Origin of the sequence: Methanohalophilus profundi, assembly GCF_004137855.1 — an archaeon.
Taxonomy (GTDB): Archaea; Halobacteriota; Methanosarcinia; order Methanosarcinales; family Methanosarcinaceae; genus Methanohalophilus; species Methanohalophilus profundi.
In genome coordinates, this window is record NZ_QBKB01000002.1 from 844168 (window position 1) to 870298 (window position 26131).

General features: G+C 45.1%; 29 protein-coding genes and 1 pseudogene. 18 read left to right on the plus strand and 12 right to left on the minus strand.

Annotated elements, in window-relative coordinates:
• Window positions 1–2: 2 nt before the first annotated feature.
• Together purL and C9889_RS04455 are read right to left on the minus strand one after the other, a co-directional pair.
• A complete protein-coding gene (gene purL, locus C9889_RS04450) occupies window positions 3–2147 on the minus strand; it encodes a phosphoribosylformylglycinamidine synthase subunit PurL (protein ID WP_129597481.1) in 2145 nt (714 codons plus the stop codon).
• Window positions 2148–2208: 61 nt separating this feature from the next.
• A complete protein-coding gene (locus C9889_RS04455) occupies window positions 2209–2568 on the minus strand; it encodes a DUF192 domain-containing protein (protein ID WP_129597483.1) in 360 nt (119 codons plus the stop codon).
• A 77-nt stretch (window positions 2569–2645) separates the two neighbouring features.
• On the opposite strand from C9889_RS04455, the gene yciH reads away from it, so the two are divergent.
• The 3 genes and pseudogenes from yciH (at window position 2646) to C9889_RS04470 (ending at window position 4704) form a co-directional block, all read left to right on the plus strand.
• Window positions 2646–2954 (plus strand): stress response translation initiation inhibitor YciH, encoded by a 309-nt coding sequence (yciH, locus tag C9889_RS04460; protein WP_013036737.1) that lies wholly within the window; start codon window positions 2646–2648, stop codon window positions 2952–2954.
• Between the two features lie 177 nt (window positions 2955–3131).
• Window positions 3132–3491 carry a transcriptional regulator gene (locus C9889_RS04465; RefSeq protein ID WP_129597485.1) on the plus strand — a complete coding sequence of 120 codons (360 nt, stop codon included), beginning with the start codon at window positions 3132–3134 and terminating at the stop codon, window positions 3489–3491.
• Window positions 3488–4704, plus strand: a pseudogene (locus tag C9889_RS04470) (Nre family DNA repair protein). Before C9889_RS04465 ends, C9889_RS04470 begins: the two are co-directional and overlap by 4 nt.
• Before the next feature lie 154 nt (window positions 4705–4858).
• On the opposite strand, the gene purC reads toward C9889_RS04470, so the two are convergent.
• Entirely contained in the window at window positions 4859–5590 is a 732-nt protein-coding gene (purC, locus tag C9889_RS04475; RefSeq protein ID WP_129597487.1) for a phosphoribosylaminoimidazolesuccinocarboxamide synthase, read from the minus strand.
• A gap of 136 nt (window positions 5591–5726) precedes the next feature.
• Here purC and nikR point away from each other — a divergent pair, with 136 nt between their 5' ends.
• The 3 genes from nikR to C9889_RS04490 all read left to right on the plus strand — a co-directional run bounded on the left by nikR (window position 5727) and on the right by C9889_RS04490 (window position 8459).
• A complete protein-coding gene (gene nikR, locus C9889_RS04480; RefSeq protein ID WP_129597489.1) occupies window positions 5727–6149 on the plus strand; it encodes a nickel-responsive transcriptional regulator NikR in 423 nt (140 codons plus the stop codon).
• 50 nt (window positions 6150–6199) lie between these two features.
• Window positions 6200–7336, plus strand: a complete 1137-nt coding sequence (locus C9889_RS04485) for a UDP-N-acetylglucosamine--N-acetylmuramyl-(pentapeptide) pyrophosphoryl-undecaprenol N-acetylglucosamine transferase (RefSeq protein ID WP_129597491.1) — start codon at window positions 6200–6202, stop codon at window positions 7334–7336.
• 94 nt (window positions 7337–7430) lie between these two features.
• Window positions 7431–8459 carry a lysylphosphatidylglycerol synthase transmembrane domain-containing protein gene (locus C9889_RS04490; protein WP_129597493.1) on the plus strand — a complete coding sequence of 343 codons (1029 nt, stop codon included), beginning with the start codon at window positions 7431–7433 and terminating at the stop codon, window positions 8457–8459.
• A gap of 5 nt (window positions 8460–8464) precedes the next feature.
• On the opposite strand, the gene C9889_RS04495 is transcribed toward C9889_RS04490, so the two are convergent.
• The gene (locus C9889_RS04495; RefSeq protein ID WP_164999276.1) at window positions 8465–9403 is read right to left on the minus strand and encodes a phosphatase PAP2 family protein; all 939 of its coding nucleotides are present in this window, start codon (window positions 9401–9403) and stop codon (window positions 8465–8467) included.
• 288 nt (window positions 9404–9691) lie between these two features.
• Here C9889_RS04495 and C9889_RS04500 point away from each other — a divergent pair, with 288 nt between their 5' ends.
• Window positions 9692–9871: an MM0924 family protein gene (locus tag C9889_RS04500; protein WP_013036728.1), complete on the plus strand. Its 180-nt coding sequence runs from the start codon at window positions 9692–9694 to the stop codon at window positions 9869–9871.
• A 153-nt stretch (window positions 9872–10024) separates the two neighbouring features.
• Here the strand turns inward: C9889_RS04500 and C9889_RS04505 are convergent, their stop codons facing one another.
• Window positions 10025–10228: a TRAM domain-containing protein gene (locus C9889_RS04505; RefSeq protein ID WP_013036727.1), complete on the minus strand. Its 204-nt coding sequence runs from the start codon at window positions 10226–10228 to the stop codon at window positions 10025–10027.
• Window positions 10229–10404: 176 nt separating this feature from the next.
• Here C9889_RS04505 and C9889_RS04510 point away from each other — a divergent pair, with 176 nt between their 5' ends.
• Entirely contained in the window at window positions 10405–12639 is a 2235-nt protein-coding gene (locus C9889_RS04510) for a CDC48 family AAA ATPase (RefSeq protein ID WP_129597497.1), read from the plus strand.
• A 16-nt stretch (window positions 12640–12655) separates the two neighbouring features.
• The gene (locus tag C9889_RS04515) at window positions 12656–12913 is read left to right on the plus strand and encodes a PRC-barrel domain-containing protein (protein ID WP_129597498.1); all 258 of its coding nucleotides are present in this window, start codon (window positions 12656–12658) and stop codon (window positions 12911–12913) included.
• A 68-nt stretch (window positions 12914–12981) separates the two neighbouring features.
• On the opposite strand, the gene C9889_RS04520 is transcribed toward C9889_RS04515, so the two are convergent.
• From C9889_RS04520 to C9889_RS04535, 4 genes are all read right to left on the minus strand, one after another.
• Window positions 12982–13662, minus strand: coding sequence for a phosphoglycolate phosphatase (locus C9889_RS04520; RefSeq protein ID WP_129597500.1), 681 nt, complete (start codon window positions 13660–13662; stop codon window positions 12982–12984).
• A 37-nt stretch (window positions 13663–13699) separates the two neighbouring features.
• Complete coding sequence (gene radA, locus C9889_RS04525) at window positions 13700–14677, minus strand: DNA repair and recombination protein RadA (RefSeq protein ID WP_129597502.1); 978 nt, start codon at window positions 14675–14677, stop codon at window positions 13700–13702.
• 104 nt (window positions 14678–14781) lie between these two features.
• Window positions 14782–16140 carry an MATE family efflux transporter gene (locus C9889_RS04530; RefSeq protein ID WP_129597505.1) on the minus strand — a complete coding sequence of 453 codons (1359 nt, stop codon included), beginning with the start codon at window positions 16138–16140 and terminating at the stop codon, window positions 14782–14784.
• Window positions 16137–16577: a MarR family winged helix-turn-helix transcriptional regulator gene (locus C9889_RS04535; protein ID WP_129597507.1), complete on the minus strand. Its 441-nt coding sequence runs from the start codon at window positions 16575–16577 to the stop codon at window positions 16137–16139. The genes C9889_RS04530 and C9889_RS04535 overlap by 4 nt, the downstream gene beginning before the upstream one ends.
• 90 nt (window positions 16578–16667) lie before the next feature.
• On the opposite strand from C9889_RS04535, the gene C9889_RS04540 reads away from it, so the two are divergent.
• The 3 genes from C9889_RS04540 to C9889_RS04550 are packed head-to-tail and all read left to right on the plus strand — an operon-like array spanning window position 16668 to window position 18318.
• The gene (locus tag C9889_RS04540) at window positions 16668–17135 is read left to right on the plus strand and encodes a phosphopantetheine adenylyltransferase (protein WP_129597509.1); all 468 of its coding nucleotides are present in this window, start codon (window positions 16668–16670) and stop codon (window positions 17133–17135) included.
• Window positions 17136–17159: 24 nt separating this feature from the next.
• Window positions 17160–17489, plus strand: a complete 330-nt coding sequence (locus C9889_RS04545) for a hypothetical protein (RefSeq protein ID WP_129597511.1) — start codon at window positions 17160–17162, stop codon at window positions 17487–17489.
• 1 nt (window position 17490) lies between these two features.
• Window positions 17491–18318, plus strand: a complete 828-nt coding sequence (locus C9889_RS04550; protein WP_129597512.1) for a TIM barrel protein — start codon at window positions 17491–17493, stop codon at window positions 18316–18318.
• 16 nt (window positions 18319–18334) lie between these two features.
• Here the strand turns inward: C9889_RS04550 and C9889_RS04555 are convergent, their stop codons facing one another.
• Window positions 18335–18910 (minus strand): GMP synthase subunit A, encoded by a 576-nt coding sequence (locus C9889_RS04555; protein WP_129597514.1) that lies wholly within the window; start codon window positions 18908–18910, stop codon window positions 18335–18337.
• A 157-nt stretch (window positions 18911–19067) separates the two neighbouring features.
• On the opposite strand from C9889_RS04555, the gene C9889_RS04560 reads away from it, so the two are divergent.
• The 6 genes from C9889_RS04560 to C9889_RS04585 are packed head-to-tail and all read left to right on the plus strand — an operon-like array spanning window position 19068 to window position 24206.
• Complete coding sequence (locus tag C9889_RS04560; RefSeq protein ID WP_129597516.1) at window positions 19068–19865, plus strand: 2-amino-3,7-dideoxy-D-threo-hept-6-ulosonate synthase; 798 nt, start codon at window positions 19068–19070, stop codon at window positions 19863–19865.
• A gap of 9 nt (window positions 19866–19874) precedes the next feature.
• The gene (locus C9889_RS04565; protein ID WP_129597518.1) at window positions 19875–21017 is read left to right on the plus strand and encodes a 3-dehydroquinate synthase II; all 1143 of its coding nucleotides are present in this window, start codon (window positions 19875–19877) and stop codon (window positions 21015–21017) included.
• Window positions 21018–21019: 2 nt separating this feature from the next.
• Entirely contained in the window at window positions 21020–21715 is a 696-nt protein-coding gene (gene aroD, locus C9889_RS04570) for a type I 3-dehydroquinate dehydratase (RefSeq protein WP_164999277.1), read from the plus strand.
• Window positions 21712–22521, plus strand: coding sequence for a shikimate dehydrogenase (locus C9889_RS04575; RefSeq protein WP_129597522.1), 810 nt, complete (start codon window positions 21712–21714; stop codon window positions 22519–22521). Before aroD ends, C9889_RS04575 begins: the two co-directional genes overlap by 4 nt.
• Window positions 22518–23825 (plus strand): prephenate dehydrogenase, encoded by a 1308-nt coding sequence (locus tag C9889_RS04580; protein WP_129597524.1) that lies wholly within the window; start codon window positions 22518–22520, stop codon window positions 23823–23825. Before C9889_RS04575 ends, C9889_RS04580 begins: the two co-directional genes overlap by 4 nt.
• A gap of 57 nt (window positions 23826–23882) precedes the next feature.
• Window positions 23883–24206, plus strand: a complete 324-nt coding sequence (locus C9889_RS04585) for a hypothetical protein (protein ID WP_129597526.1) — start codon at window positions 23883–23885, stop codon at window positions 24204–24206.
• Here C9889_RS04585 and tpiA read toward each other — a convergent pair.
• Window positions 24203–24871 (minus strand): triose-phosphate isomerase, encoded by a 669-nt coding sequence (tpiA, locus tag C9889_RS04590; RefSeq protein WP_129597528.1) that lies wholly within the window; start codon window positions 24869–24871, stop codon window positions 24203–24205. The two genes, C9889_RS04585 and tpiA, sit on opposite strands and share 4 nt — an antisense overlap.
• Before the next feature lie 10 nt (window positions 24872–24881).
• Complete coding sequence (locus C9889_RS04595) at window positions 24882–26060, minus strand: bifunctional 5,6,7,8-tetrahydromethanopterin hydro-lyase/3-hexulose-6-phosphate synthase (protein ID WP_129597530.1); 1179 nt, start codon at window positions 26058–26060, stop codon at window positions 24882–24884.
• Window positions 26061–26131: the final 71 nt, after the last annotated feature.

A 26131-nucleotide genomic window follows, 5' to 3' on the forward strand; every position in this document is an offset into this window, starting at 1 on the left:
TTTTATTCCATCATCAATCTGGTTAATGAAGCACGGGCATCCTTAATCTCATCCAGATCTACTTCAATGTGCTCATTGCTTACTGTAATCTTTACACTGTTACCACCGGTAGTACCGATTACAACGTGTGGGATATTGCCAAGCTGTGCAGAGACGGCATCCGGCTTATCTGTTGCAAGGAGAGCCCTGCCATGGGATTCGGAAAAGAGAAGTTCTTCTGCTGACATATCCCCCGCAATCTCAGAGAGATCCACTTCTACACCCACATTCCCACACATCTCACAAAGTGCAGCTGCAAGTCCACCCTGTGAAACATCGTGAGAAGCAGCGACTTTACCCGCCCTGATTGTTGTAATCAGAGACTCAACTATTGCCGCCATATCAGCCGGCACTTGCGGGACATTCCCTGCATTTGGACTACCCCTTACATTATAGTATTCTGAACCACCCAGTTCTGCTTTTGTGGTTCCTACAAGGATAACAGACTGGCCCGTCCCTGTAAATTGAGAAGATGGGACCGCGGAAACATCCTCAACTTCCCCCACAACACCTATTGCAGGAGTTGGCAGGATTGCAGTATGATGTTCCTCACTTTCGTTGTACAGGGAAACATTACCTCCTACCACCGGAATAGAAAGGTCACGTGCCGCATCAGCCAGTCCATTTATGGTGAACTTGAATTGCCAGTAGATATCAGGCTTTTCAGGATTGCCGAAGTTCAGGCAATCTACCAGGGCCAGGCCACGGCCGCCCTTTACAGCAAGGTTCATTGCATTTTCAGCAAGGGTTCCCTTCCCTCCTTCGTAAGGGTCAAGATAGGTATGTCTGGGATTGCAACCACATGACAAAGCAATCCCCTTTTCACCGATAATCCGCTGGATAGCAGAATCTTCTCCGGGCTTGGCTACTGTCCGTATCTGGACCTCATGATCATACTGGCGGTATATCCAGTCCTTTGAAGCCACATTGTGGGATGCAAGTACAGCAAGAACTGCCTGTTTCAGGTCCCCTGTTGCAGCCGGCACAGGATCTTTTTTGACTGTAAAGGGCGTGGAGGGACGCTCAAACGTGGGTGCACCTTCTGTTAATAAATGAATGGGAATATCCGTCTCAGTATTACCCTCAAATTCAACTGTAAAGTAAGTTCTCTCGGTCAATTCGCCAATGACAGCCCCGTTGAGATCATATTTTTCGGCAAGCTGGAGCATATAGTCCACATTTTCAGGTTCCACCTCGAAAAGGATACGCTCCTGGGATTCTGCGATCATAATCTCAAAGGCATTCATTCCTGCCTCTCGCTGTGGAACACGATCTGCATGTATATGAATACCCAGATCACCTTTGGAAGCCATTTCTGAAGAAGCACCTGCAAGGCCGGCAGCTCCTAGGTCACGGCAGGATTTTACGACACCTTCTGCAACCGCTTCAAGAGAGAGTTCAATAAGAAGTTTTTCAGTAAAAGGGTCACCTATCTGGATACTGGGCCGGTCCTCTGCCTCGGCGCTTTCGGACAGATCCCTGGAAGCAAAAGAGGCACCACCCAGGCCATCACGTCCGGTAGTAGAGCCAATAAGTACGATCTTATTACCTGCCTTTTGTGCCGTGGCAGTTACGAGCTGATCTTGACGGGCAAGCCCCACACATACAACATTCACCAGAGGATTGCCGCTGTAACGTTCATCAAAAAATGCCTCACCCCTAACAACCGGCACACCTATACAGTTACCATACCCCCCAATGCCTTCTATAATATGCTCAAACAGATACAGATTCTTAGGAGTGTTCAGGGGGCCGAAATAGAGCGGATCCATAAGGGCAATTGGCCGGGCACCCATGGAGATGATATCACGGACAATGCCCCCCACACCTGTAGCCGAGCCATTGTAGGGATCTACATAGGACGGATGATTATGGCTTTCCATACCCAGGGCAAGTACCCAGCCATCACCAAACCGCACAATTGCAGCATCATCACCAGGACCTATGATTACACGGTCACCGGTAGTTGTAAAACTCTTAAGCAGTGGGGCACTGGAGCGATAGGAGCAATGTTCACTCCAGAGATTGAGAAAACAACCCTGCTCCACATTATTCGGCTGCCGTCCCATTTTTTCTACAATGATCTTCAGGTCATCTTCAGGTAGCATGTGAGAACCTCATTAAATTGGAATGATGTACCCATAAATAGGGCATGTAAATAAACATTTCTTATGTATGGGTGTTTTCCAGGGACATCTGCTGCCCTACCTCAAGTCCATGTTTCTCCACGGAACCTGCAGGCATTTCAACCATATATCGGGTTGCATTTTTTGCGCGGGCAAAACCCAGCCATGGGCGAAGTGATTCAATTTGTGTTATACGATAATTCGAATCAAGGAAAAAAACATCCAGGGAGAAGGGGACAAAAAGCATATGTATGGAAAACTTGCACGGTTTGTTTATAGAAAAAAACATAGCATAATCCTGTGGGATATTCATCCTGAACATCAGACCAATTGTTCTTTTCAGTAATGTATCGGCCATGTCAACGTCTCTTGCAATCATTTTACCATTAACTTTTAATAGCATCGCATTTAACTTCTATTTGTCTGTATATAAATTATACAGACAACATAATACTAAATTTTCGGAGGAAAAACCAGAAGATGAGTTCAGAAATGTGCTCTGTTTGCGGATTGCCAAAAGAATTGTGTATCTGCGAAGAAGTGGCCAAAGAGCAACAGAGAATAACCGTAAAGGTAAACAGGCGAAGGTATGGAAAAGAAGTTACAGTAGTAGAAGGTTTTGATGCCAATGAAATTGACCTTCATGAACTTTCAACATACCTCAAATCAAAATTCGCCTGCGGTGGTACAGTACGTGGCAATGCCGTGGAGTTGCAGGGCAATCATCTTGGAAGGATGAAAGACGTTCTGGTCCAGAAAGGGTTTTCTCCCGATCAGATCAAGAATTAAAACTTTTTTCAATGACTAATTAAATGACAGAAATCCGAAAAACATCTGTCCCGGCAAAAGGAAGAAACACAAAATCTTTTTTGAGCCGGCCTTTTCAGTTACTTATAGAACCTTATCCTGCAGTAAAGAGAGGGATTAGTGTCATCTGAATAAAACCAACATAGAGGATACCATTAAATGAAACCTACCTGTGAAATAATGGTGCAAAGGGTATTGCCAGCCATCAGAGCCGTACTTGCACGTGAACTTATGAATGAACATAAGTGCACACAGCAACAGGTGGCCAACCTATTGGGCCTGTCAAGAGCCGCCGTATCCCAGTACGTCAGCGAGAAAAGAGGTGCAGAAGTAGGATTTTCTGAAAATACAAATGAAGAAATCCGTAAATTTGCCTTCTGCCTTGCAAAGGATGGCCTAACCCCCAAGCAAAAAGTAAAACGTATGTGTGAAGTATGCAAACACGTCCAGAAGTCCGGCTGGCTTTACAAGAATGCACCAGAAGTAGGATATTGTATCCTGTGCGGTGAAGATGATTGAAAAACCGGTGTATTGAATGTAAAGGGAAGGGACTTTGTGGAAGAGCGCGGTGCCCCATACTTGAAAAGTTCAGGGACGCCGCTAAATATTCCCCTCAAAAGCAAGGGGAAAAAACTATTTTTGGAGCATCTCCTCCTGCTGTATTTGTTGGTAGGTATGGCTATCCCGAGGTCAGTGCCGGACCCATGATACCTCCTTTACTGGAAAGTGAGGACGCTGCACAACTGGAGGACCCTCATGCACTACTTGGCATGGGAATTGACGATATCATACAAAAAAGGTGCCAGCTGGTACGGGCTAACACCACTGTCAAAGTAAAACAATTTGAAAAAAGCCGCCTGATAGAAAAAGCCCAGGAAATGGCACTTTCCCGCAAGCCTGTGGATACAGAAGTATTGCTCAGCAAACCTTTAAAGCCTGCCCAAAAATTCGATGGGATACTCACACCGATGGGGCCGGCCGGAAAAATGGAACGTTTTGATATCGCAGAAAATCCGAAAGTTCCTGATAAAGTTGACTACCTGAGTTATGATACCGATGTAAAGGCGACTGATGCTGCCCTGGAGCTTTATGGCCATGATATTGGCTGTGAACATATAACCCGACTTCTTTCCATCGGTTTGCTCGGACAGGAAAGAAAACTTGTCCCCACACGCTGGGCAATTACCGCCACAGATGATATGGTGGGCAAAGAACTGTCAAAAGGTTTACTGGATTACCCCGAAATAAAGGACATACAACTATACAGCGGAGGTAGCCATGGGAACCATTTCGAAATACTGTTGATACCCAGGAGTTATTCTTTTGAATTGTTGGAGTTGTGGATGGCACGTACGGTGTGGTCTGCAGACAAAGCCTGGATTGGGCAGGACATGGAAGGAACTTCAGGAAAGAAAGGATACTCACCCCTGGCAGGAGGCTATTATGCAGCCCGTCTGCCGGTTCTGGAAAAACTTGAGAGCATAAGAAAGCAGGCTGCAGTATTTGCAATCAGGGAGATTACTCCTGATTACTGGGCACCCCTGGGAGTATGGGTTGTCAGAGAAGCAGCACGCAATGCTCTTTCAACAGAGCCGGATACTTTGAAACTCTGGAAGAAGCACTGATGGATATGAAGACACGTATCAATACGCCTTTCTACCAGTGGAGAGAAAAATCAGAGCTTCTGCCTTATGTAAAGGAGCAAACAACGCTCTCAAGGTTTTTGTCATAAGCATCCACAGCCGGTATGCAGCAATAAAAAGGGTTAGAAAAAGAAAGAGGATGCAGCGGTGCCTGTCACTTGACTGAATTGATGAAGACAACCGCTTACAGCAAACAGGACTGGAAAATGCATCCAGCAGCCTGCCAGCAATGATATTTACAGTTCAATTTTCAAATATTTCGGGGACAAGGCGGCGCGCCAATTTTTCATAGGTGCCGGAGACATTACCCTTGTTAAACCTGAATACATCCTTATCCAGGGATTCACGGGTATCCGCATCCCAAAAACGACAGGTATCACAGGATATTTCGTCGGCAAGCACAATTTCACCGTTTGCCCAACCAAACTCAAGTTTGAAGTCAACGAGTAAAAGGCCCTGGTTTTCCATGTACGTTTTTAGAATGGAATTAATATTCAGGGCAAGTTCACGGATCTTTGCAATATCCTCACTTGTGGCTATCCCAAGGGCAAGGGCTATGTCCTCGTTCAGCATGGGATCCCCATATTCATCGCTCTTATAATCCATTACAAGCACGGCTTCTTTGAATTCGTCCCCTTCATTGAAAGGATATTTCCGGGTGATAGAACCTGCAGCTATGTTGCGTGGAATCACCTCAATAGGAATAATTTCCACTTTTTCGACAAGCATCCGTTCATCGTCAAACATCCCAAGATAATGGGTATTTATACCCTCATCCTCAAGCATCTCGAACAACTTGCGAGATATCTGGGCATTATAATATCCCTTTTTCTCAGCTTCACTTTTCTTCTTGCCATCAAAAGCGGTAAGACTGTCCCTGAAATGGGATACAAGTACTTCCGGATCATTCGTTGTATAGATGGTCTTGGCCTTTCCTGAGTATAGTTCTTCCTTGATCTGGATATCAGACATCATGCAATCTCCTTCCATAGTAGATACACAAAATCCAATATAAATCTATCACACCGTTTACACATGGTATAATACATAGTAATCTAAAGTAACACAAAATATTATTAATACGCAAGACTATTGAAATAAAGGTGATAACATGGAACAAGAACTTATGCGAATCGGAGTTTCCCTGCCCAATAACCTGCTGGAAAAGTTTGATTCCATTATAGAGCAGCGTGGTTACTCATCCCGGTCTGAAGGAATAAGGGATGCTATTCGAAGTTATATAAATTACCATGAATGGATGGGCGATATCAGTGGCAGGAGAGTTGGTACTATAACCCTGATCTATGATCATACAAAAAGGGGTTTGTCCAATGCCATTGCAGATGCACAACATGGTTACACAGACCTTATTAAAACTTCAATCCACATACACCTTGACCCTGATAACTGTATGGAAATCATAATCTTTGACGGGGACGGGGAGAAAATAAAGAAACTTGACGAAAATCTCATTTCCCTGAAAGGTGTCAAGTATGTCAAACTCAATACAACACCACCTGCGGAAAAATTGTGAAGAATAACATTAATTGAGCATATATCAGTAAAAAAGAATAATCCATAAATATGTCACTCAAGATACTCATATTTGTTTGCGGAGAAGGGCTTGGCCATACAGGCAGGTGCCTTGCAGCCGGCAGGGAATTATCCAGAGCAGGACATGAAGTGACCTGTGGTGCTTATGGCTATTCCGCACAGTTTCTGGCCGAGCATGGAATGAATGTAAAAGAGATCCCTCCCGAAATTCGACTTGTGGGAGAGAAAGGTTCTCTTAACCTGGGAAAATCCATAAAGGAAAGTATCAAGTTGGGACAGGTACCCGGCCTGTTCAATGTTCAAAGTCTTGTTGATGAAGAAAAACCGGATGTAATTCTTTCGGACAGTTATTACCTTGGAACTATAGCAGCCCTGAGAAGAAAGATACCTGTTGCATTGATGGTTAATCAATCCAATATGGAAATATTCTTTCAGGAGAATTATTTGTTCCAGGGCCTGGGGAAAATTGCAAAAGAATTCTACAACGGAATTTTCAAACGCGTGGATAGGACAATCATACCCGATTATCCACAACCAAATACAATCTGTGCTCTGAATCTCAACTTTGAAGATGAATCTACTTCAAAAGTGGAATACACTGGACCTCTACCTGCCAGAAATTATGGAGATGTAATAGCACAGGATCTGCCCAGACCTCATGTCCTTTCCCTCATAGGTGGTTTTGGTTACAGGGCACCTATTTTTCGCAGAATAATCGAAGCTGCCAGTATGGATAGCACTATCAAATATACACTACTCTCAGGCCCGGGTCTTGATAAAGAAGAACTACCCCCACTTCCTGATAATGCAGAACTTCTACCATTTATTCCCGACCAGTTCCCATATCTTAAAAGCTGCGACCTGGCAATTGCCCCTGGTGGCCATACAACGATGATGGAGGCTCTTGCCTATGGTGTGCCAATGTTGTCATTCCCTGACAGGGGGCATAGCGAACAGCAAAATAATGCAGAGGGACTTGAAGCTAAAGGATGTGGAAAGCAGATGGATTACAAGGCTTCAGCTTCTGAAATACTTGAATCTGTCAGAGAAGCCGTAAACGGCAAATACAGGGATAAAACAGAACAGATGAAAAAACTTGCCGATGAAATAAATGGACCTGAAAAGCTGAGAAAAATACTCGAAGATATGGCATACCAAAGATTATAAATGTCTGATATACATCTAGAGAATAGCCTCTGCATGCTGATTCCATAAAATCGTTACCAGCATGGCATCCAGCAAAAAATATCAGGTGCAAAGGATGAATAAGTTCGCAAAATGGCTTGCTGTTTCTTCAATAATCAGTATTGTAACAATAATAGGAGTATTCGTTTACACAATCGATCCTAAAACTACGGAGAGTCTTCACAATATCCGCCCACTTTACCTTGTTGCAGCTGCTGGCATTCATTTACTGGGATTTGCTATGTGGGGGATCCGGACTAAAATAATGGCTGGAGCCCTGGGGTACCACCTTGAAATCAAAAAGGCATTTGAAATTGTTATATCCAGCTCGTTCCTCGCAGCAATGACCCCTTCATCTGTAGGAGGAGAGCCCTTACGGATACATCTGCTTCAGAGTGACCGGATGCCTGTAGGAAGTGCTACTGCAGTCGTGCTTGGCGAAAGGGTACTGGATGCTATAATAATACTGACAGCAGCACCCTTTGCGCTATCCCTCTTTGGAGAAGTACTTGGAGGCGGCAAACTTGACAGTCTACTTATGTTTGGTCAATTATTCTTATTTTTCATACTTGCAATACTTCTATATGCAATCTGGAAGCCCCACTACACACGCAGATTTCTCCAGTGGATAATAAATAAATGCAGCAGACTCTTTGGAGACGATAAAAAACACATATTCTGCAATATATCTGAAAAAGTTGATACGGAACTTGAAGAGTTCCATTACAGTATTTTCTTTTTCCTGAAAGAGGGGAGACTGGGGTTAATCGCAGGAATATTATGCACATTTGCATTCTGGTTCATTGAATTTTCCATGTTGCCCGTACTTCTGATGGGTCTAAACCAGTATCCTTCACCAGTCATTGTTTATGCAGCCCAGGTTCTGCTGATGATTGTTATAATCATACCCGCTACACCTGGTTCCAGCGGAGTGGCGGAGATTGGGGCAACCACACTGTTTTCAGTTTTCGTGCCCACTTATATGCTGGGAATCGTTGTGGTGGCATGGAGGGCACTGACATTCTACCTGAATCTACTTGTCGGAGGCTTTGTGAGCTTCAAGATACTCAAGGATACCGTTGAAGTTGACGAACTTCTAAAATAATCCCCTTAGGGAGAAAAGCGCTTCCTGAAGCGCTTTAACACAGAACCCATACGACCTTTGATGTTATATTCAGTACCACAATAATCACATTGCATAACCGAATCAAAATTTATACGCCTGTTACACCCCACACAGGGCAGTGCCGGACCTTTTAATTTCCAGGCTATCATGGCGACAAGCCAGCGATAAAAGGCAAATAAATGCTCACTGTAGCGAAAGGCAATCATACAACATACAATAGCAAGCAATGTACCTCCTATAAGATCACTCAGCCAGTGAATCCCCAGATAGAGAATTGTGAAAAGAATTGTTGCCGTGGTAACAACTGCAAAAGCCTGATATCTGCGGGATTTTACATTATGCAGGACAATAATCATAGCCATTACAGAAAGAGCCGCATGGAGACTCGGGAAACAATTATTGAGTTTGGGATCCACAATACGAACACCTTCGGCTATGAAAGGACTCAGATTGTAAAGAAGCGGACTGACACCAGAAAGGGTATAACCGGTCACATGGACAGGGAACAATACGTAGAACGGAAATGCCAGCATGTAAATCAGGATGAAAGCCACCACAAATTCCTGAATGGCTTTGTGCCTTTGCAGATAAACCAGAAGCAGGAAAGTAAATACCATTAAAAAAGGAAACATTAAAAGGTAAAAAAAACCGCTTACATAAGTTAGCAGAGGAGTAGCAATTTCCTGGAGCAGGCTTACTGCATCACCTTCCATTATCATGATGTAACGAGCATAATTCTGGTTTGCCGGGATTCCAAGTAATGTGGCAGCAGTTGTTTGCATATGCACAAGTGCAAAAACAATTAGCAGGGGGATGGCATAAATAGCAACATCCACCACAAAATAGAAAAATCCTTTCATACTGCTGAATTCAGGACGTCTGTTTTCGACAGGCACAAAAAAAACATACCCAACAGTAACCATAAGAAATAATAATGGAATCATTACTATTGTCATTATATATTGAGATAACCATTGCCCGCTGAAGCTGGATATAATCTCAGAGAGCAAAAGCTGGATGAAAGAATACATATCCGACCTACCGGTTTTCAATATGCGAAGACTTATATATATATTTTAAGTAGCTGGCCATAAAGTCCATATTTCAAGTGAGAACAGGACAACCAACAATTTAGGGAAGAAATCGCCTTTAACCCGCAAAAAATATTAACGTTCAAAACATAGGTTAATTATTAAAATGGAGGGAAATTCATGCAATCTTTCATAGTGGAACATTACCTTGGAACCGAACTTGATATCTATTGTGGCGGACCAGATACCTTTAAAGGGACCGTGGAGGCCTGCGCAGACGGTGTGCTTACAATAAATAAGGACAACAAATACACCCATATAGCCATCGACAAGATCATAGCTGTCTGGGAAGAAAAGTGAACTACAAGCAGGCTCATGCCTGTACTTTTTTATGGAATAAAATATGCAACTTTATTGGTTTGCAAAAAAGGCAAACCTGAAACATTACTTTGATAAAGACAAGGTGAAAAATAGATGACAGGCAGTTGCCTGCCGGTTTGTGAAATAGAATTTTCAGACTACTTCTCCAAAAGCGAATTTCGAAAGGACTTTGGTTACCTTAATTGAAAGTTCATCGCCCACTTCTGTTTCGGGCACAAAAATGACAAAACCGTCAATACGAGCAATTCCGTCGCCTTTCTTGGCAATATCTTCAATCACAACATCGTAGGTTTCTCCAGATTCTACCGGAGCACTTGATTCAACACGTTCGAACAAACTAATACACATCCTTATTTAAGTTAGCCTTTCTAGAAGGCACAAATTAATAAATACACTTCACCTATATCAAACCTTTGCAAGAAGGAAAAACAGGGGCAGTACCATAAATATATATCATTTGGGAATTTAATAAGATAGACATATCAGTACAACATATTTTCGGGATGAACTAAATGGAAGAGTTACAGATAAAAGTGGAGAAAGCGCATCCTATCGATTTTGGCAGGGGTATAATACGACTTGATCCGAGTACCCTCCTGAGCCTGCAGATTTCCCCCGGAGACATTGTCCTAATCGAAGGAAAGCGCCAAACTACGGCAAAGGTATGGCGTGCTGACAGGCAGGATTGGGGACAGGGAATTGCCCGTATAGATGGTTATACACGACAGAATGCAGAAGTGGGGATTGGTGAGAGGATAACACTTAGTAAGGCAGAGCCAATACCCGCAGAAAAAGTACTCCTTGCACCTCCAGAGGGAATTGTCATGGAGTTTGGTGACAACACAAGTGCCGTGATCAAGCATAATATCCTGAAACGTCCCCTTGTAAAAGGTGACATTATTCCTATAATCAGTTCCATGGGGCAAACGACCCCGGGTAGTCAGGCCATTCCTCTAATAGCTGTTGAAACCGAGCCATCTGATGGCATACTTATCATCAATGAAAATACTGAGATCCAGCTCCAGCAGAAACCTGTAGTGGGTTATGAGGGAGCTGCCAGAGGTATCAACTACGAGGATATCGGCGGGCTTAGAACCGAAATTCAACGGGTACGTGAAATGATAGAACTTCCGTTGAAACATCACGAGCTTTTCCTGCGTCTTAATATAGACCCACCAAAGGGTGTTATTCTCTACGGACCACCCGGCACAGGGAAAACCCTGATAGCAAGAGCAGTTGCCAGCGAATCTAACGCCTATTTCATCAATATTGCCGGCCCGGAAATAATGGGAAAATATTATGGGGAAAGTGAGGAAAGGCTGCGAAAAATATTTGATGAAGCTGCGGAGAATGCACCTTCAATAATATTTATTGACGAAGTAGATTCCATTGCCCCAAAAAGGGAAGATGTTACCGGAGAAGTAGAAAGAAGGGTTGTAGCCCAGCTTCTCACCCTGATGGATGGAATGGATGAACGTAAACAGGTAGTTGTAATTGCAGCCACAAACAGGCTTGATTCTATTGACCCGGCCCTGCGCCGCCCTGGCAGATTTGACAGGGAAATCGAAATAGGTGTTCCGGATAGTGAAGACAGGCTCGAAACACTTCAGATCCACACTCGTGGAATGCCACTTAACGAAAATATCGATGAAGAATTTTTTGAGCACCTGGCAGAATATACCCAGGGTTTTGTGGGAGCCGACCTGTTAGCCCTTGTACAGGAAGCCTCCATGAGGGCACTCAGGAGATTGCTTCCTGACATCAATTTTCTCGACGAAGAGGAAATTCCACAGGAAATACTCGATAAACTGGAAGTCACCCCCGATGACTTCGAGGAAGCCCTGAAAGAAATTGAACCCTCGGCAATGAGGGAAGTTATGGTAGAAATACCATCTGTGGGCTGGGATGATGTTGGCGGGCTGGACCTGGCCAGGCAGGATATCAGCGAAGCAGTCGAATGGCCGCTTAAATGGCCCGATAAAATCAGCCAGATGGGAATAAAACCTCCCACCGGAATACTTTTATATGGCCCTCCGGGAACAGGCAAAACCCTGCTTGCCAAAGCTGTGGCAAACGAAACTAATGCCAATTTCATCAGTGTCAAAGGCCCCCAGATATTGTCCAAATACATGGGGGAATCTGAAAAAGCAATTCGTGATACTTTCAAAAAAGCACGACAGGTTGCACCCTGCATAATATTCTTTGATGAAATCGATGCTATCTCTTCGACAAGACAGGGTGGCAGTGATGGAGGCAGCCGGGTTTCCGAACAGGTTGTCAATCAGATGCTTACCGAGATGGATGGACTTGAACCCCTGAATGAGGTGGTTGTCATTGCGGCCACCAACAGGCCTGACCTTATTGATCCGGCATTACTGCGATCAGGAAGATTTGACAGGCTTGTAATGGTAGGAGCCGCCCCCGCAGATGGCAGGGAAAGAACATTCCAGATTCACACAATGGGTATACCCCTGGATAGTGATGTTGACATAAAGGAACTTGCCACAATGACTGAAGGATATGTTGGATCAGATATAGAGTCCATATGCAGGGAAGCAGCAATGTTATCCCTGAGAGAAAATTTCGATAATGAAAAGGTAAGCAAAAGACATTTCCTTTCAGCTATGGAAAAAGTAAAACCAACGGTCAATGAGGACATGATAGACTTCTACAACCGGGTTCAAGAAAAATTAAAGGGCGGATCTATCCGCAAGACAGACGCAGGATCATTTACAGGATATATTTGAAAAGGAGGTTATGAAAATGCCAAAGGTATTTGCAAAAAACCTATCCAACAAACAGGTCATGACAACAGACGGAACAGAAATTGGTATACTCGACAATATAGTAATGGAAGTCAAAACCGGCAAACTTGAAGACCTGATGGTCAAACCAGATATCGGGCTTGACACATCTAAATATGTTACCGACGGACAGTTTTTGAAGATACCCTTCAAAGCCGTGCGTTCGATCAAGGATTATATTGTTGTGGATAAACAGATAGCCACCAGTCTGGAGTGAACTACCCCCTCCTAATTAATGTGACTTTGTCACATTAATTTGAGGAGGGAGACTTCTCGCTTAATAAGTTAAAAGAAACTTTTTCGACGTAATATCTCAAGAGCCTCCACGGTACCTTCCCCAAAGGACGTGGAGGTCACAGTGTCTGCAATCAATTTAAGGCCGGGGTCAGCATTGGCTACCGCTATTCCGTAACCTGCTAGCTCAAGCATTTCCCGGTCATTTACGGAGTCGCCGATTGCAATAAAATCAGAAACATCCAGACCGGTCAGTGAAGCCATTTTTTCAAGTCCTGTGCCTTTATTGACCTTTTTGCTCTTTATATGCAGGGCAAATTGTGTGTCAATAACTTCTATAGAAAATCCTGCCCCTTCAAGACTTGTCTGTAAATCATCTGCATTGACATTGCGCCGCAAGGCTATTTCGGTTTTTCTCAGGTCACCATCAAGCCTAATCAGATCAAAATGACTGGAAAGATAGGAAAACGCTTTTTCACATTCCTCCATACTTTCAGAAATATGAGGTTTAGTATCGAATCCTGTGGATATGACACCACCGTTTTCAGAAATAACTTTACCTCCAAGGCCTATAAGCTTAGAAGTTGCTGCAGCATAGCAGAGTACATTTCCCGTGGCAAGAACTACCGGAATACCCAGATCCCTCAGATGTTCTGCTGCCAAAAAATGAAGACGGCGATCACTATAGGTGATCGTACCGTCAATATCTATTGCAAGTGCTTTGAATTTCATTATATTGCAATACGATTGTTTGATAATATAATTTTTCTCAGGCATCACAGAGACCATCGGTGGTAATACACGCAACCGCTTCTCCATCAGGCAGGCAAGGTGAATCCACGAGTTTCACAATCCTTTTATCACCTTTGGATTTGCGTATATAGAGTCTGAATGTGGCAGTATGTCCCAGGATATGGCCGCCAATCGGACGGGTTGGATCACCAAAGAATGCATCCGGTTTTGACATTACCTGATTGGTAACTATCACCGATGCATTGTTGAGATCACCAAAACGTTGGAGGTCATGCAGATGTTTGTTCAGTTTTTGCTGCCTGTCAGCCAGTGTCCCCCTGCCCACATACTCGGCCCTGAAGTGAGCTGTAAGGGAATCCACAATAACCAGCCTGACCGGTTTATCCGTATTTTTGAGATTGTTGGCCATTTCCATTGCTGCATCGACCAGAAGGATCTGGTGGTTAGAATTGTAAGCCCTTGCCACATGTATATTCTTCAAGAACTCGGCAGGGTCAAAATCCTGTTCAAATTTTTGCGAAAGACCTGCAACCATATGTTCAATACGTTCAGGACGGAACGTATTCTCTGTGTCTATAATTATGACTGAACCGTCAAGTCCGCCCATTTCCCTTGGCAACTGCGTATTAACCGCCAGTTGATGAGCTATCTGGGTCTTACCCGAACCAAATTCCCCATACATTTCGGTGATTGATTGGGTCTCTATCCCACCACCCATCAATTCATCGAATTCTTCGCAACCCGTGCGGAGTTTACCCACTTCCATGCGCCTCTGCATCACAAAATCTCCTGTTTCAAAACCACCGATATCAGCTGCACTGCGCGCAGCACTTATGATTTTGGCAGCTGTGGATTCACCAATCTCGGCAGTTGCCACAAGTTCGGAGGGGGAAGCAACTGCAACTGCTTCCACACTGTTATACCCCGCATCATTCAATTTCTGGGCTGTTGCCGGCCCTACATGATCAAGTTCTTCAAGCAAAATTTCACTCATATCTGATACTCCTTTAGGTGCACTGGTTTTCCCTCTTGTACACTGTACTTATGATGCTATCCTGCTGAACGTATTTATATGTAGTCAAAGCGAATTGAAAGTATTCAGGAACCCGATAATCTCCTTTCAAGTAACCTGTATTCTTTCATGAACATATACACTGCAAGCAGAACTGCCAGAAGATCCGAAACCGGGAACGCCATCCACACTCCGGTAGTACCAAAAAACCAGGGCAAAACAATTACAAGGGGAAGCAAAAACACCTGCCTGGCTGTTGAAAGAATGAAAGAAGGCCGTGCCTTACCCAGTGCCTGATACATACCACCACTCACAAACTGGATACCAAGCAGGGGGACCGCAAGGACCATGATCTTCGTAGCATCTGTACCTTCCTTTATAAGAGTTGCATCCGTTGTGAAAATCGAAAAAAGATAAGATGCGAAAAAGAACAACATTAAAAAACCCGCCACTGCAATCACAGATGAGATTATCACGGAGATACGCAATGTATCTGTTACCCTCTCGAATTTATGTGCCCCATAATTAAATCCAATTATCGGCTGCATACCCTGCAGCAGCCCTATCATCGGCATAAAGGAAAACATAAGCATGCGGTTAAAGATACCATAAATTGCAATCGAGACATCCCCACCATACAATGCCAGAATATTATTCACAACAACCACTATAGCACTAGTGGAAGAATTGCGTGCAAAAGGGGATGCTCCGATTGCAACCATTTCTCTGATTATGCCCTTATCCGGTCTCATAAAACCCGCATGGAACTGCAGGCTACTTTTACCCGACAGAAAATAATGTATCAGAAATATTGTTGTGGCAAACTGGGAGATGACAGTTGCAGCTGCAGCCCCCCTGATACCCATGTCAAGACCAAATATCAGGATGGGATCAAGTAAGATATTAAGTCCGGCCCCTATAAGCATTGTATACATAGCGACTTTGGCATTGCCTTCAGACCTCACCACATTATTGATAGCCTGGGCAAATGTGATTAAAGGAGTACCATAAAGTATAATTTGTAAATAATCCCGGGCAAAAGGCAATATTGTCGGTGTTGCTCCGAAGGCTTTGAGAATGGGCACAATAAAAATTGAACCGAAGATAAAGACCAGAAATCCCAGCGAAAGAGACAGACCGACCATATTACCAAAGGTACGTTCCGCACCTTCCAGATCATCGCCACCCAGTCGGCGGGAAATAATGGAAGAACCACCCAGGCCGATTGCCAGGGAAACAGCCATTGCTATCATTATTACAGGGAAACTGACAGCAATACCACCAATACCCTGGACACTTTCCCCTCCAAGGGCACGACCGACAAAAATAGTATCCACTATATTGTACAGTCCCATAACAACCATACCCACAGTGGCAGGGGCTGAAAGCCTGAAGAGCAGTTTGCCGACACTTTCCGCCCCGAGGGCACGGCTCTGCTCCTTCACTTACACGCCCTCACACAATTGGAAATGGCCCTCTCCAGCAAATTTCTGAATAGGGTTTTTTCCTCTTCTGAAAAACCAGCAAGCATACTTTCACTTCTTTTTTGCGAAAGCTGGCGGATAAAACGATGCATACGATGACCTTCCTCTGTAAGGTTTACCACCAATGCACGCCGATCTTTTGGATCCGGGGCCCTCTGCACATAACCCGCTTCCTCAAGTCTTTTCAGCGCCCTTGTGGCAGTGGCCCGGTTGACCATCAGCATGCGGGATAATTCTTCCGGACGAATCCCGTCAACATGATACAGAGCAAGCAAAAACCTGAATTGACCGCCGCCTATCCCATATATTTCCAGTTCCTGCGAAAGGTAACGCAGGTTATGCCGGTGAAGGCAGGCAATCATTGCTCCCAAACTGTGCACATGTTCGTCCTGATTCATAGCCGGGGGATGAAATTGGAGTTATATAATTGTTGCGTATGCAACTAATATTTACAAATATTTATCAACCGGGAAAACCTCACACAAACCATGCCAAAAACTGCTGTGGGAGGCACCTTCGAATACCTCCATGATGGTCATCGTAAACTTCTTCGCAGGGCTTTTGAAATCGCGGCGGGAGATTTACTTGACATCGGCCTAACATCCGACTCGATGGCAGAGAAAAAAGACAGGAAAATACCCTCCTATGCCACCCGTCTCAACCAGCTTGAAGATTATATTGCCAGCCTTAACATTCCTGATAAAAATTACCAGATCGAAAAACTGGAAGATCCTTTTGGCACCACCGTCAGTGGTGACTACAGATATATTGTGGTTTCCCCGGAAACATATGATGTTGCTGAAAAAATAAACAAACTCCGCAGGGAGGATGGAAGAGAGCAACTTGAAATTGTCAAAATTGGCTATGTCATGGCAGAGGATGAAAAACCCATATCATCAACCCGGATATCAAATGGCGAAATAGATATACATGGCCACCTGAGAGGAAAGTTTTAAAGGAAAAATACCTTATTTTCCTGCATGGGACGAGAATTTACAGACAGAGACATGGATATTTTTAACAAACTTGCCCCCGAAGCCGGCGGAAACAATATTTCACAGATGGGACATCCCTATCCGTTTATCCTCAGGCCGATTTCCCATCGTTTTGCCGAATCAGGAGAAGATTTCCGCAATCGACTGGAAAAACTGAAACGGGAAGATTTGGAATACCTGGCAGACCTTGCAATTGAGGGAAAAGAGGATGTCAGGGGGCTGGAAGATGAGGATATGGATTCTTTTTTCAGCGTTCTTGAGGGATTTTCACCTGAAAAACTCGAAGAACTCAAGGATAAGTTGGGGATGATCTGAATTGCCTCTCCTTTTCGGAACTGCCGGCACACCTCTTAGTGCCAAAGGCAGGGGAAGCGAAGGTGGCATCCGACGGGTAAAAGAGCTCGGGCTGGGTTGCATGGAACTGGAATTTGTAAGAGGAGTACGGATGAAAGAACCCACTGCGGAAAAAATTGCAGATACAGCCCGCAAAACAGGGATTGCCCTGAGTGTACATGCACCCTACTACATAAACCTGAATTCAAAAGAAGAGGAAAAAATCCAGGCCAGCATCAAACGCATCTATGATTCTGCCTACATAGGCACTATCTGTGGAGCCAGCTCAATAGTCTTCCATCCGGCCTACTACCATGAACAAAGTGGGAACACCGTTTTTTCAAAAGTGGAGACTCTGCTGGAAAAACTTGCAGGCCAACTTGAAGATGAGGGAATAGATGCGACCCTGCGCCCGGAAACCACGGGTAAGCCCAGCCAGTTTGGCAATCTGGAAGAAACCCTTGCCATTTCAGCAGGTATTGAAGGAGTCATGCCATGCATCGATTTTGCCCATTTGCACGCCCGCTCAAAGGGTCAGGAAAATAGTTATGCAGAATTCAGTGCAGTGCTGGAAATGGTCGAGGAATACCTGGGCAAGGAAGGCCTGAAAAATATGCACATGCATATTTCGGGAATCGAGTATACCGACAAAGGAGAAAAGAACCATCTTGTGCTCGAGGAATCAGACCTGAATTATTCAGAACTCATGCAGGCATTAAATGACTTCGGGGTGCAGGGACTTGTGATTTGTGAGAGTCCAAATCTAGAAGAGGATGCCCTGCTGCTACAGAAGACTTATGAAAATAAGTAAAGACCTGGCGGGACCTTTACTTATTATAATTTGCACAAACATCGAAGAAATTCATGAATAATTCCTCGCCTTTGTCCGTATGTGCAACCTCAGGGTGCCACTGGATACCGTACAGCGGTTTGTCTGGATGTTTCATCGCTTCGATAGCGCATATATCAGAGCGGGCAAGTTTTAGGAAACCCGGGGGTAGTTCTGTAACCTCATCTCCATGTGAAGCCCAAGTCGAAATGCGGGGACCAAGGCCTTTGAGAATATCATTCTCCTCCACAACCTCTACATCCACGGCAGCATATCCGCCATGGCTGCCGGCTCCTGTGGACCCTCCATAGGCATGTGCTATAAGCTGGTGACCCAGGCATATACCAAGTATAGGAATATCCAGTTCTTTTGCATATTGCTCATAGAGACCCCCTCTTTCCAGGGAAGGACCGCCACTAAAAATCAGCCCGTCCGGTTTTTCGGCAAGAATCTTCTCAACCGAAGTTGTGTTGGGTACAATACTTGTATCCATATCAAGATCCCTTACGGTCCTGTGAATAAGGTGACAGAATTGTCCGTGATTATTGATTACAAGGATTCTCAACTCTTCCATATCTGCCAGAAGGAGAACTGCATATATAAGCTTATTCCGGCAAAGTATCAACTTTCTTTATATACTCAAACGCTTATAGAAAATTATAAGGGAAAATTATAAATAGAGTTGAGTGATACCATGTCACATACTAACATGATAATTACGGAGGGGTAATATGCCAGAAATAGGAAAACAAATTCGAATTGAAAGAATAATGGACAGAGACAGCAGGAATATGGTTATCATACCTATGGACCACGGAATCACAGATGGACCAATAAAGGGATTGATCAACATAGCAGATTCCATAAACAGTGTTGCCGAAGGAGGAGCCAATGCCGTCCTTATGCAAAAAGGCATGATCCTCCACGGTCATAGAGGATATGGCCATGATGTAGGACTCATACTCCATATGAGTGCATCAACTTCACTGGGACCCGACCCCAATGACAAAGTGCTTGTCTGTACTGTAGAGGAGGCATCCCGCATGGGAGCAGATGCCGTATCCGTACACATCAATGTGGGATCGGAAACCGAATCCGAACAACTTAAGATACTGGGTCACATAGGAAGACAGTGTGACTACTGGGGTATACCCCTGATTGCTATGATGTACCCCCGGGGCAGAAAGGTCACAAACCCGAGGGATCCGCAGATGGTAGCCCACGCTGCACGTGTAGGAGCTGAACTTGGAGCTGACGTGATCAAGACTGTCTACACCGGAGACATTGAAAGTTTCTCCAGGGTTGTAGAAGGCTGCCCTGTACCCGTAGTAATTGCAGGTGGGCCAAAGACTAACACTGACAGGGAATTCCTGGAAATGATTCGTGAAGCAATGGATGCGGGTGCCCGTGGTGTTGCCATTGGCAGGAATGTGTTCCAACACCCAAGCCCCACCCGGATGACCCAGGCGATCACAGAGATCGCACACAAGAATAAAACAGTGGATGAAGCCCTCAAGCAACTTCAGTGAGGATACAAAATGAAAAAGCAGGTATGGATACGTGCCGATGAAGGCGACTGGGAAGAAAAGAAAGAACGAATAACAGGCGGCCTGGAATCAGGTGCCGACTGTGTTCTGGTAGAGGCAGAGGATGTAGATAAAGCAAAAGAGCTAGGAGACATCAAGATTGCTGCATTTACCGATAATGCGGATACTGCCGCAGACATAATAGTTATCGGTCGCGGAGGGGAAGGCGACGGGACACTTCCATTACCTGTGGATATGAGTAACTCCCGGGACTTTGAAAATCTGGCAACATTGAGACGCCAGAGAAAGAGTATCGCTGCCCTGGTTGTAATCCAGGACAAAAAATATGAGAAATTTGCCGCTGCAATAGGGACTGAATGTGACTACCTGATCGCTATCGGCACGGACTGGAAGGTCATCCCTCTGGAAAACCTCATAGCACAACTTCAGGACAAGGAAGTGAATATAATATCCGGTGTCAGAGACCCTGAGGAGGCAAAACTTGCGCTGGAGACTATGGAGCATGGGTCCGATGGCGTCCTGCTGGATACCGCAAATCCCGACACCCTGAATAAAACCGTAAAACTTGCAGAAGAAGCAGGTGTAGAGGGAGTTGACCTTGTACCTGCCACTATCACCAAAATAGAACCTGTGGGAATGGGTGACAGGGTTTGCGTGGATACCTGTAACCTGATGGAAAGAGGGGAAGGTATGCTTGTGGGATCCAAATCTGCCGGAATGTTCCTTGTGCATTCTGAATCCGAAGAAAGTCCCTATGTAGCATCCAGACCATTCAGGATTAATGCCGGAGCAGTTCATGCTTATGTTAAGATCGGTGACAAAACAAGATACCTATCCGAGCTGGAAGCAGGAGACGAAGTAACTATTGTAAATACAGAAGGCCAGCAACGTAAGGGAATTGTGGGGAGGGTCAAGATCGAACGTCGCCCCCTGATGCTTGTGGAAGCCCAATCCAAAGACGGCAATACAGTGAAAAATATCCTCCAGAACGCAGAAACAATAAAACTGGTTTCAACCAAGGGAAAACCGGTATCCATAGCCTCTCTGAAGGAAGGAGACGAGGTCCTGGTGCATATGGAAGATACTGGCAGGCATTTCGGGATGAAAGTCCAGGAAACCATCATAGAGAAATGAACATGACAGATTTTGTCGCCGGAAAAGATGTAAAAATTGTCGCATCCATTGACAGCGACCCTCTTTTACAGGCACGCATCGCCAAATTGCTTGGTGCGGATATTCTGGAAATCAGACTGGATTTGCTTGAGATAAAAGAGGCTTTGCAGGCAAAGAAATTATTCGACTTGCTGGATTCGCAGGGCGAATTACCCCGTATTGCAACCAATCGTGTACATTCCGAAGGCGGCAACTGGCAGGGACAAGAAGAGCAAAGAATAACCCTGCTGGAAGACCTGATTCCTTACGTGGATATGATCGATATCGAACGCAAAAGTCCCGATTGCCTTCGAAACCGTTTGGTAGAGGAGGCAAAATCACAGGGGACAAAGGCAATAATGTCCTCTCATTTCTTTGAGACCACACCTCCTCTAAAAGAGATGGTTGCTATCCTCAACGAATGCACGGATAAGGGAGCCGATATAGCCAAACTCGCCGTCATGCCTCAAAAACCCGAAGATATACTGGAGCTTTTCCATGCTGCATTGCAGGCAAAGGGAGAAGTTTGTGTTATTGCTATGGGGGAACTGGGACGTCACAGCAGGGTTGTTGCCTGCAGGTACGGTTCATTACTGACCTATGGCTGTGTGGAAAAACCGGTCGCTCCGGGACAGATCAGAATAGACCAGCTTAAAATGGCTCTGGAGACTATCGTATGAAACAAGTATTTGGTGTACTGGGAGACCCAATCGAACATTCCCTCTCCCCGGCAATGCACAATGCAGCGTTCAGTAAACTGGGAATGGATTGCGAATACCATGCATTCAGGGTCAGGCAAAAAAATCTCAAAGACGCTATCCTGGGAGCACAGGCAATGGGTTTTGGCGGCCTCAATATCACTGTGCCCCATAAAGAAAAAGCATTAGAATTTACAAACCCCGATTCACTGGCCCGCAGGATAGGGGCTGTCAACACCATATCATTCAATGATGATGGGATACGGGGACACAACACTGATGGACTGGGAGCTGAAATGGCTCTGCGGGAAGCAGGAGTGGGAATAAAATCCTCTAACGTAGTTCTTGTCGGTGCGGGGGGTGCTGCCCGTGCAATTGCCTTTCATTTCGCAGAAAAGGGAGCTTGTGTAACAATTGCAAACCGTACCCCTGAAAAGGCAGAAGTTCTTGCAGAGGATGTCGGTTGTAGTCATGCAGGACTGGAGGACCTAAAGGAACTGCTGCAAGACAGTGATATACTGATCAATGCCACGTCCGTGGGAATGCATCCTCATATTGATGCAACCATTGCCAGTCGGGAAATCCTGCATCCGGATTTGGCTGTTTTTGACATAGTTTACAATCCCCTGCAGACAAAACTGCTGCATCAAGCAGAGCTTGCGGGTGCCAAACCGATCGGCGGGGTTGCAATGCTTGTCCACCAGGGTGCTGAGGCTTTTAGGATATGGACAGGTCAAAAGCCACCGGTTGAAATCATGCGCAAGGCAGTACAGGAGGGCCTGGATTGAAAATACTCATTATTGGTGGTACGGGGGAAATGGGCCAGTGGTTTGCAACCTTTTTCAAAAAACGTGGTTATGAAGTATGGCTCAGTGGCCGCAGCGGAAAAATGGAAGTTGCCGAAAAACTCGGTGTGCATTTTACAGCCGAGCCTGACACTGTTATTCCTACATGTGACATTGTGATAATTTCAGTACCAATCAACATAACATCAACCATTATAGCACAGACTGCTCCTAAAATGAAAAAGGGAAGTTTGCTAATGGACCTGACATCGTTGAAGAAAAAACCTGTTGAGGCCATGAAAAAATATGTTCCTGAAAATGTAGAATTTCTGGGTACCCATCCAATGTTTGGGCCTTCTATTCCCTCCCTGCAGGGTCAGACTTTTATCCTCACCCCCGTAGAAGGCAGGTGTGATCAATGGTTTGACCATATATTCAACCTATTAAGTGAAGAAGAGGCGAGTATAGAAGTTATAACTCCCGATGAACATGATCACTTTGTATCCATTGTTCAGGGACTCACCCATTTTGCCTACATTACCATTGGCGCAACCATGCAAAAGCTGGATTTTGATGTGAAAGGCTCCCGGCGTTTCATGAGTCCTGTATATGATATAATGCTGGACTTTGTGGGGCGTATCCTGGGGCAAAACCCCGAACTTTATGCCCTCATCCAGATGGAGAATCCTGAAGTTATCCACGTACATGACGTGTTTATAGATCAATGCAGACATTTTTCTTCAATGGTACGTTCCCATGACACAGGGCAATTCTGTGAAGAAATGAAAGCAGCAGCCCTACATTTTGGCGACACAGCCTCTGCTTTCCGTCGCTCGGACAAACTCATAAACAGCAAGGTAGCCGAATTCGAGGAACTTGTACACTCCACAGGTCATGAAAAAGGACTTTTGCACATATATTCCAGAAAGATACATGTTGGAATTGTGAAAAAAGTTACTTCAAATAGTGTAACCCTTGAAGAGGGAAAAAAGGAACTGCAGCTAAAAATAGGTAACATAAGAATCCTGTCAGCAGATGAACTGAATCGCTGGAAAGAAAATAAACTCAAACCAACCCTGCGCGACATCTCTGTTTTCATTCCTCATTCAGCCAGACCTTTTACGATACAACAAATCCTGGATTGTCGCATAGATGGAGTGAAGGTCGAAACGATCGATACATATCTGCACAAAAAGGGCCCTAGCGCAACCTTCCGTTTGAACATACGCGGCGATCTGGATGCCTGTGAAATACACAGAGAAATGGAAGAATTATTGGAAGGCATGGGTTGTAGCCTGCGCAAGTAAAGCAATTATTTATGTCAGCAGCCACATATCCAATCGAAGATAGTGCAGGGTGATAGGTTGAAAAAACAAACACAAAAAAGCGGAGTGAAAGCTGCTTTCGGCAAAGATATTACCGAATATCTCAGGTTTTACAAAATGGGACTGGTTCTGGTCGCTGGGCTGGGCATATATCTCGGACTCCTGGGATTATACCTAATCATTGTTGATAATAACTATATTCCAGGCATTGCCCTATTTATTGCAGCCCTTCTCATATCCCCGCCACCTATCGGGATATCAAATATGATTATCAGGCATTTCAACATAGAACTTTCAATGGGATTAAAATTAGGAATAGCCACCTTGCTTATGTTTATTGCATGGTGGCAACTGGGTTTTTAAAGTTGGCTGACAAGATCTTCCAGGGCTGACCTGGGATCTTCTGCCTTTACTATACCTGATGCAAGCAAAACGCCTACAGAACCAAGATCCATTGCGGCGGTGAGGTCTTCTCCCCGGGAAATACCCGCCCCACACAAAACCTGAACATCAGGATTTATTCTTTTTACAGCTTCAACCGAGCCCCTCACTACATCCGGATCAGCCTGGGAAACCGGTACACCCGTACCAATGAGTTCGGGAGGTTCCACCGCAACATATTCCGGAGCCAGGGCTGCAGCTGCTGCTGTTGTGGGAATATTATTGGTACACACAATCGTGGTCAGGCCTTCGGCCTGGGCTGCACGCACAGATGCTTCAATATCTGCCAAGTTGAGCCTGCATTCGGAATGGTTGATAAGAGATCCCACCGCCCCTGCCTGTTGTACACAGGAGGCCATTACATGGCCGGTATTGCTACCCGGGGAAACACCATCCACATGCTGGGCATAGACAGGTACATCCACCTGTGAAGAAACCCTGTAGATGTCACAAAGCTGGGGAGCAACCCCAATGGTCACTCCCGCATCTGCGGCTACATCCCTGCAGGCAGCAGCAATTTTTACTGCTGCCTCACCTGTACCCTGTGAATAGGTTTTGAAGTTCACAACTATCAGGGGCGAGTCCATGGGAATCTCCTCAGAAATCAGTCATTACCCTGAACTGGTCTATCTCGGGCTTGTTCAGGCCTTCGACAAACTGCTCTGCAGACTGGCGTATATCCTTGGAATTGGTAATTGCACGTCCGACAACAAGGACATCCGCACCTGCCTTGAGAGCATCAGGGATCGTATGCACACGCACACCTCCGGCAACTGCCACAAGAATCTTAGGGGACAGTTCCTTGATAGCCTCAATGCTACCCCAGGCATAAGCGGTATCCTCTACATCGATAGCACGGTGAAGTTCCACAACATCAGGAAGCTCATTGAGTTTCTTGAGCACATCCATTGGATCTGGATGGTTGAGTGTGTCCATTACCGCATAGATTCCTGTCTTGTGGGCCTCTGCGATTGCCTTTTCAAGAGTTGGCACCGGTGCAAGGGCGGAAACCACAATTGCATCAGCTGTGGCATCTGCCACCATACGTGCCTCAAGATTACCGGTATCCAGTGTCTTCAGGTCAGCCACGATGAAAGCATCAGGTTTGACTTCACGCAGTTTGGTGATTACATCCACACCGTAACGTTTGATCAGAGGAGTTCCTGCTTCAAGGATGAGATGGTCACTCTTTGGCAGTTGTCTTACAACATTGAGCACTGCTTCCAGATTCGGATTATCCAGTGCTACCTGCAGGTATGGAGGGTCCCATAGCCTGGAAACCTTGAATCCCATAACTGCATGGGAAGCCTTGTCCTTTTCATCCAGTACAGTGTCTACGGCAGGGAAATTCTCCATTGCCCTTTTCAGTGCAAGTTTGGCCGCACCGTAATTATACCTGTAGATGCGATTGTAATCCAATGCCTGAGGGTGTATGAATACACTTGCCACGATCACAAGATCGTCTGCTTTTTCTTTGGGTACAATTCCTTCTTCCACGGCATCGGCAACCGCTTTTGAAACCGCTGCCTGTGCAGGACCAAATATCTGGGATGCCTGGTCCATATTCTTTACCGTTACCTTGGGAACGATGAGTGTGGAAGGTTTTGTGGGTAGGTTCGGCCTGATCACAGAAAGCAGGGGAGTATGTCCTGCGGATAACTGAGTCATACCGGTAGCAAAGGCCTGCCCAACAGGTCCTTCCTTATCACCGATCATAAGATCAATATGTGCGAGTTCGGGTTCCTCGCCAATAAGTGCTTCTCCAATTAACATCATACTCGATCAGCTGCTAGATTGGAATGAACGTATATATGATTTCTGATGAAATGAACTCAAACCGTATATAC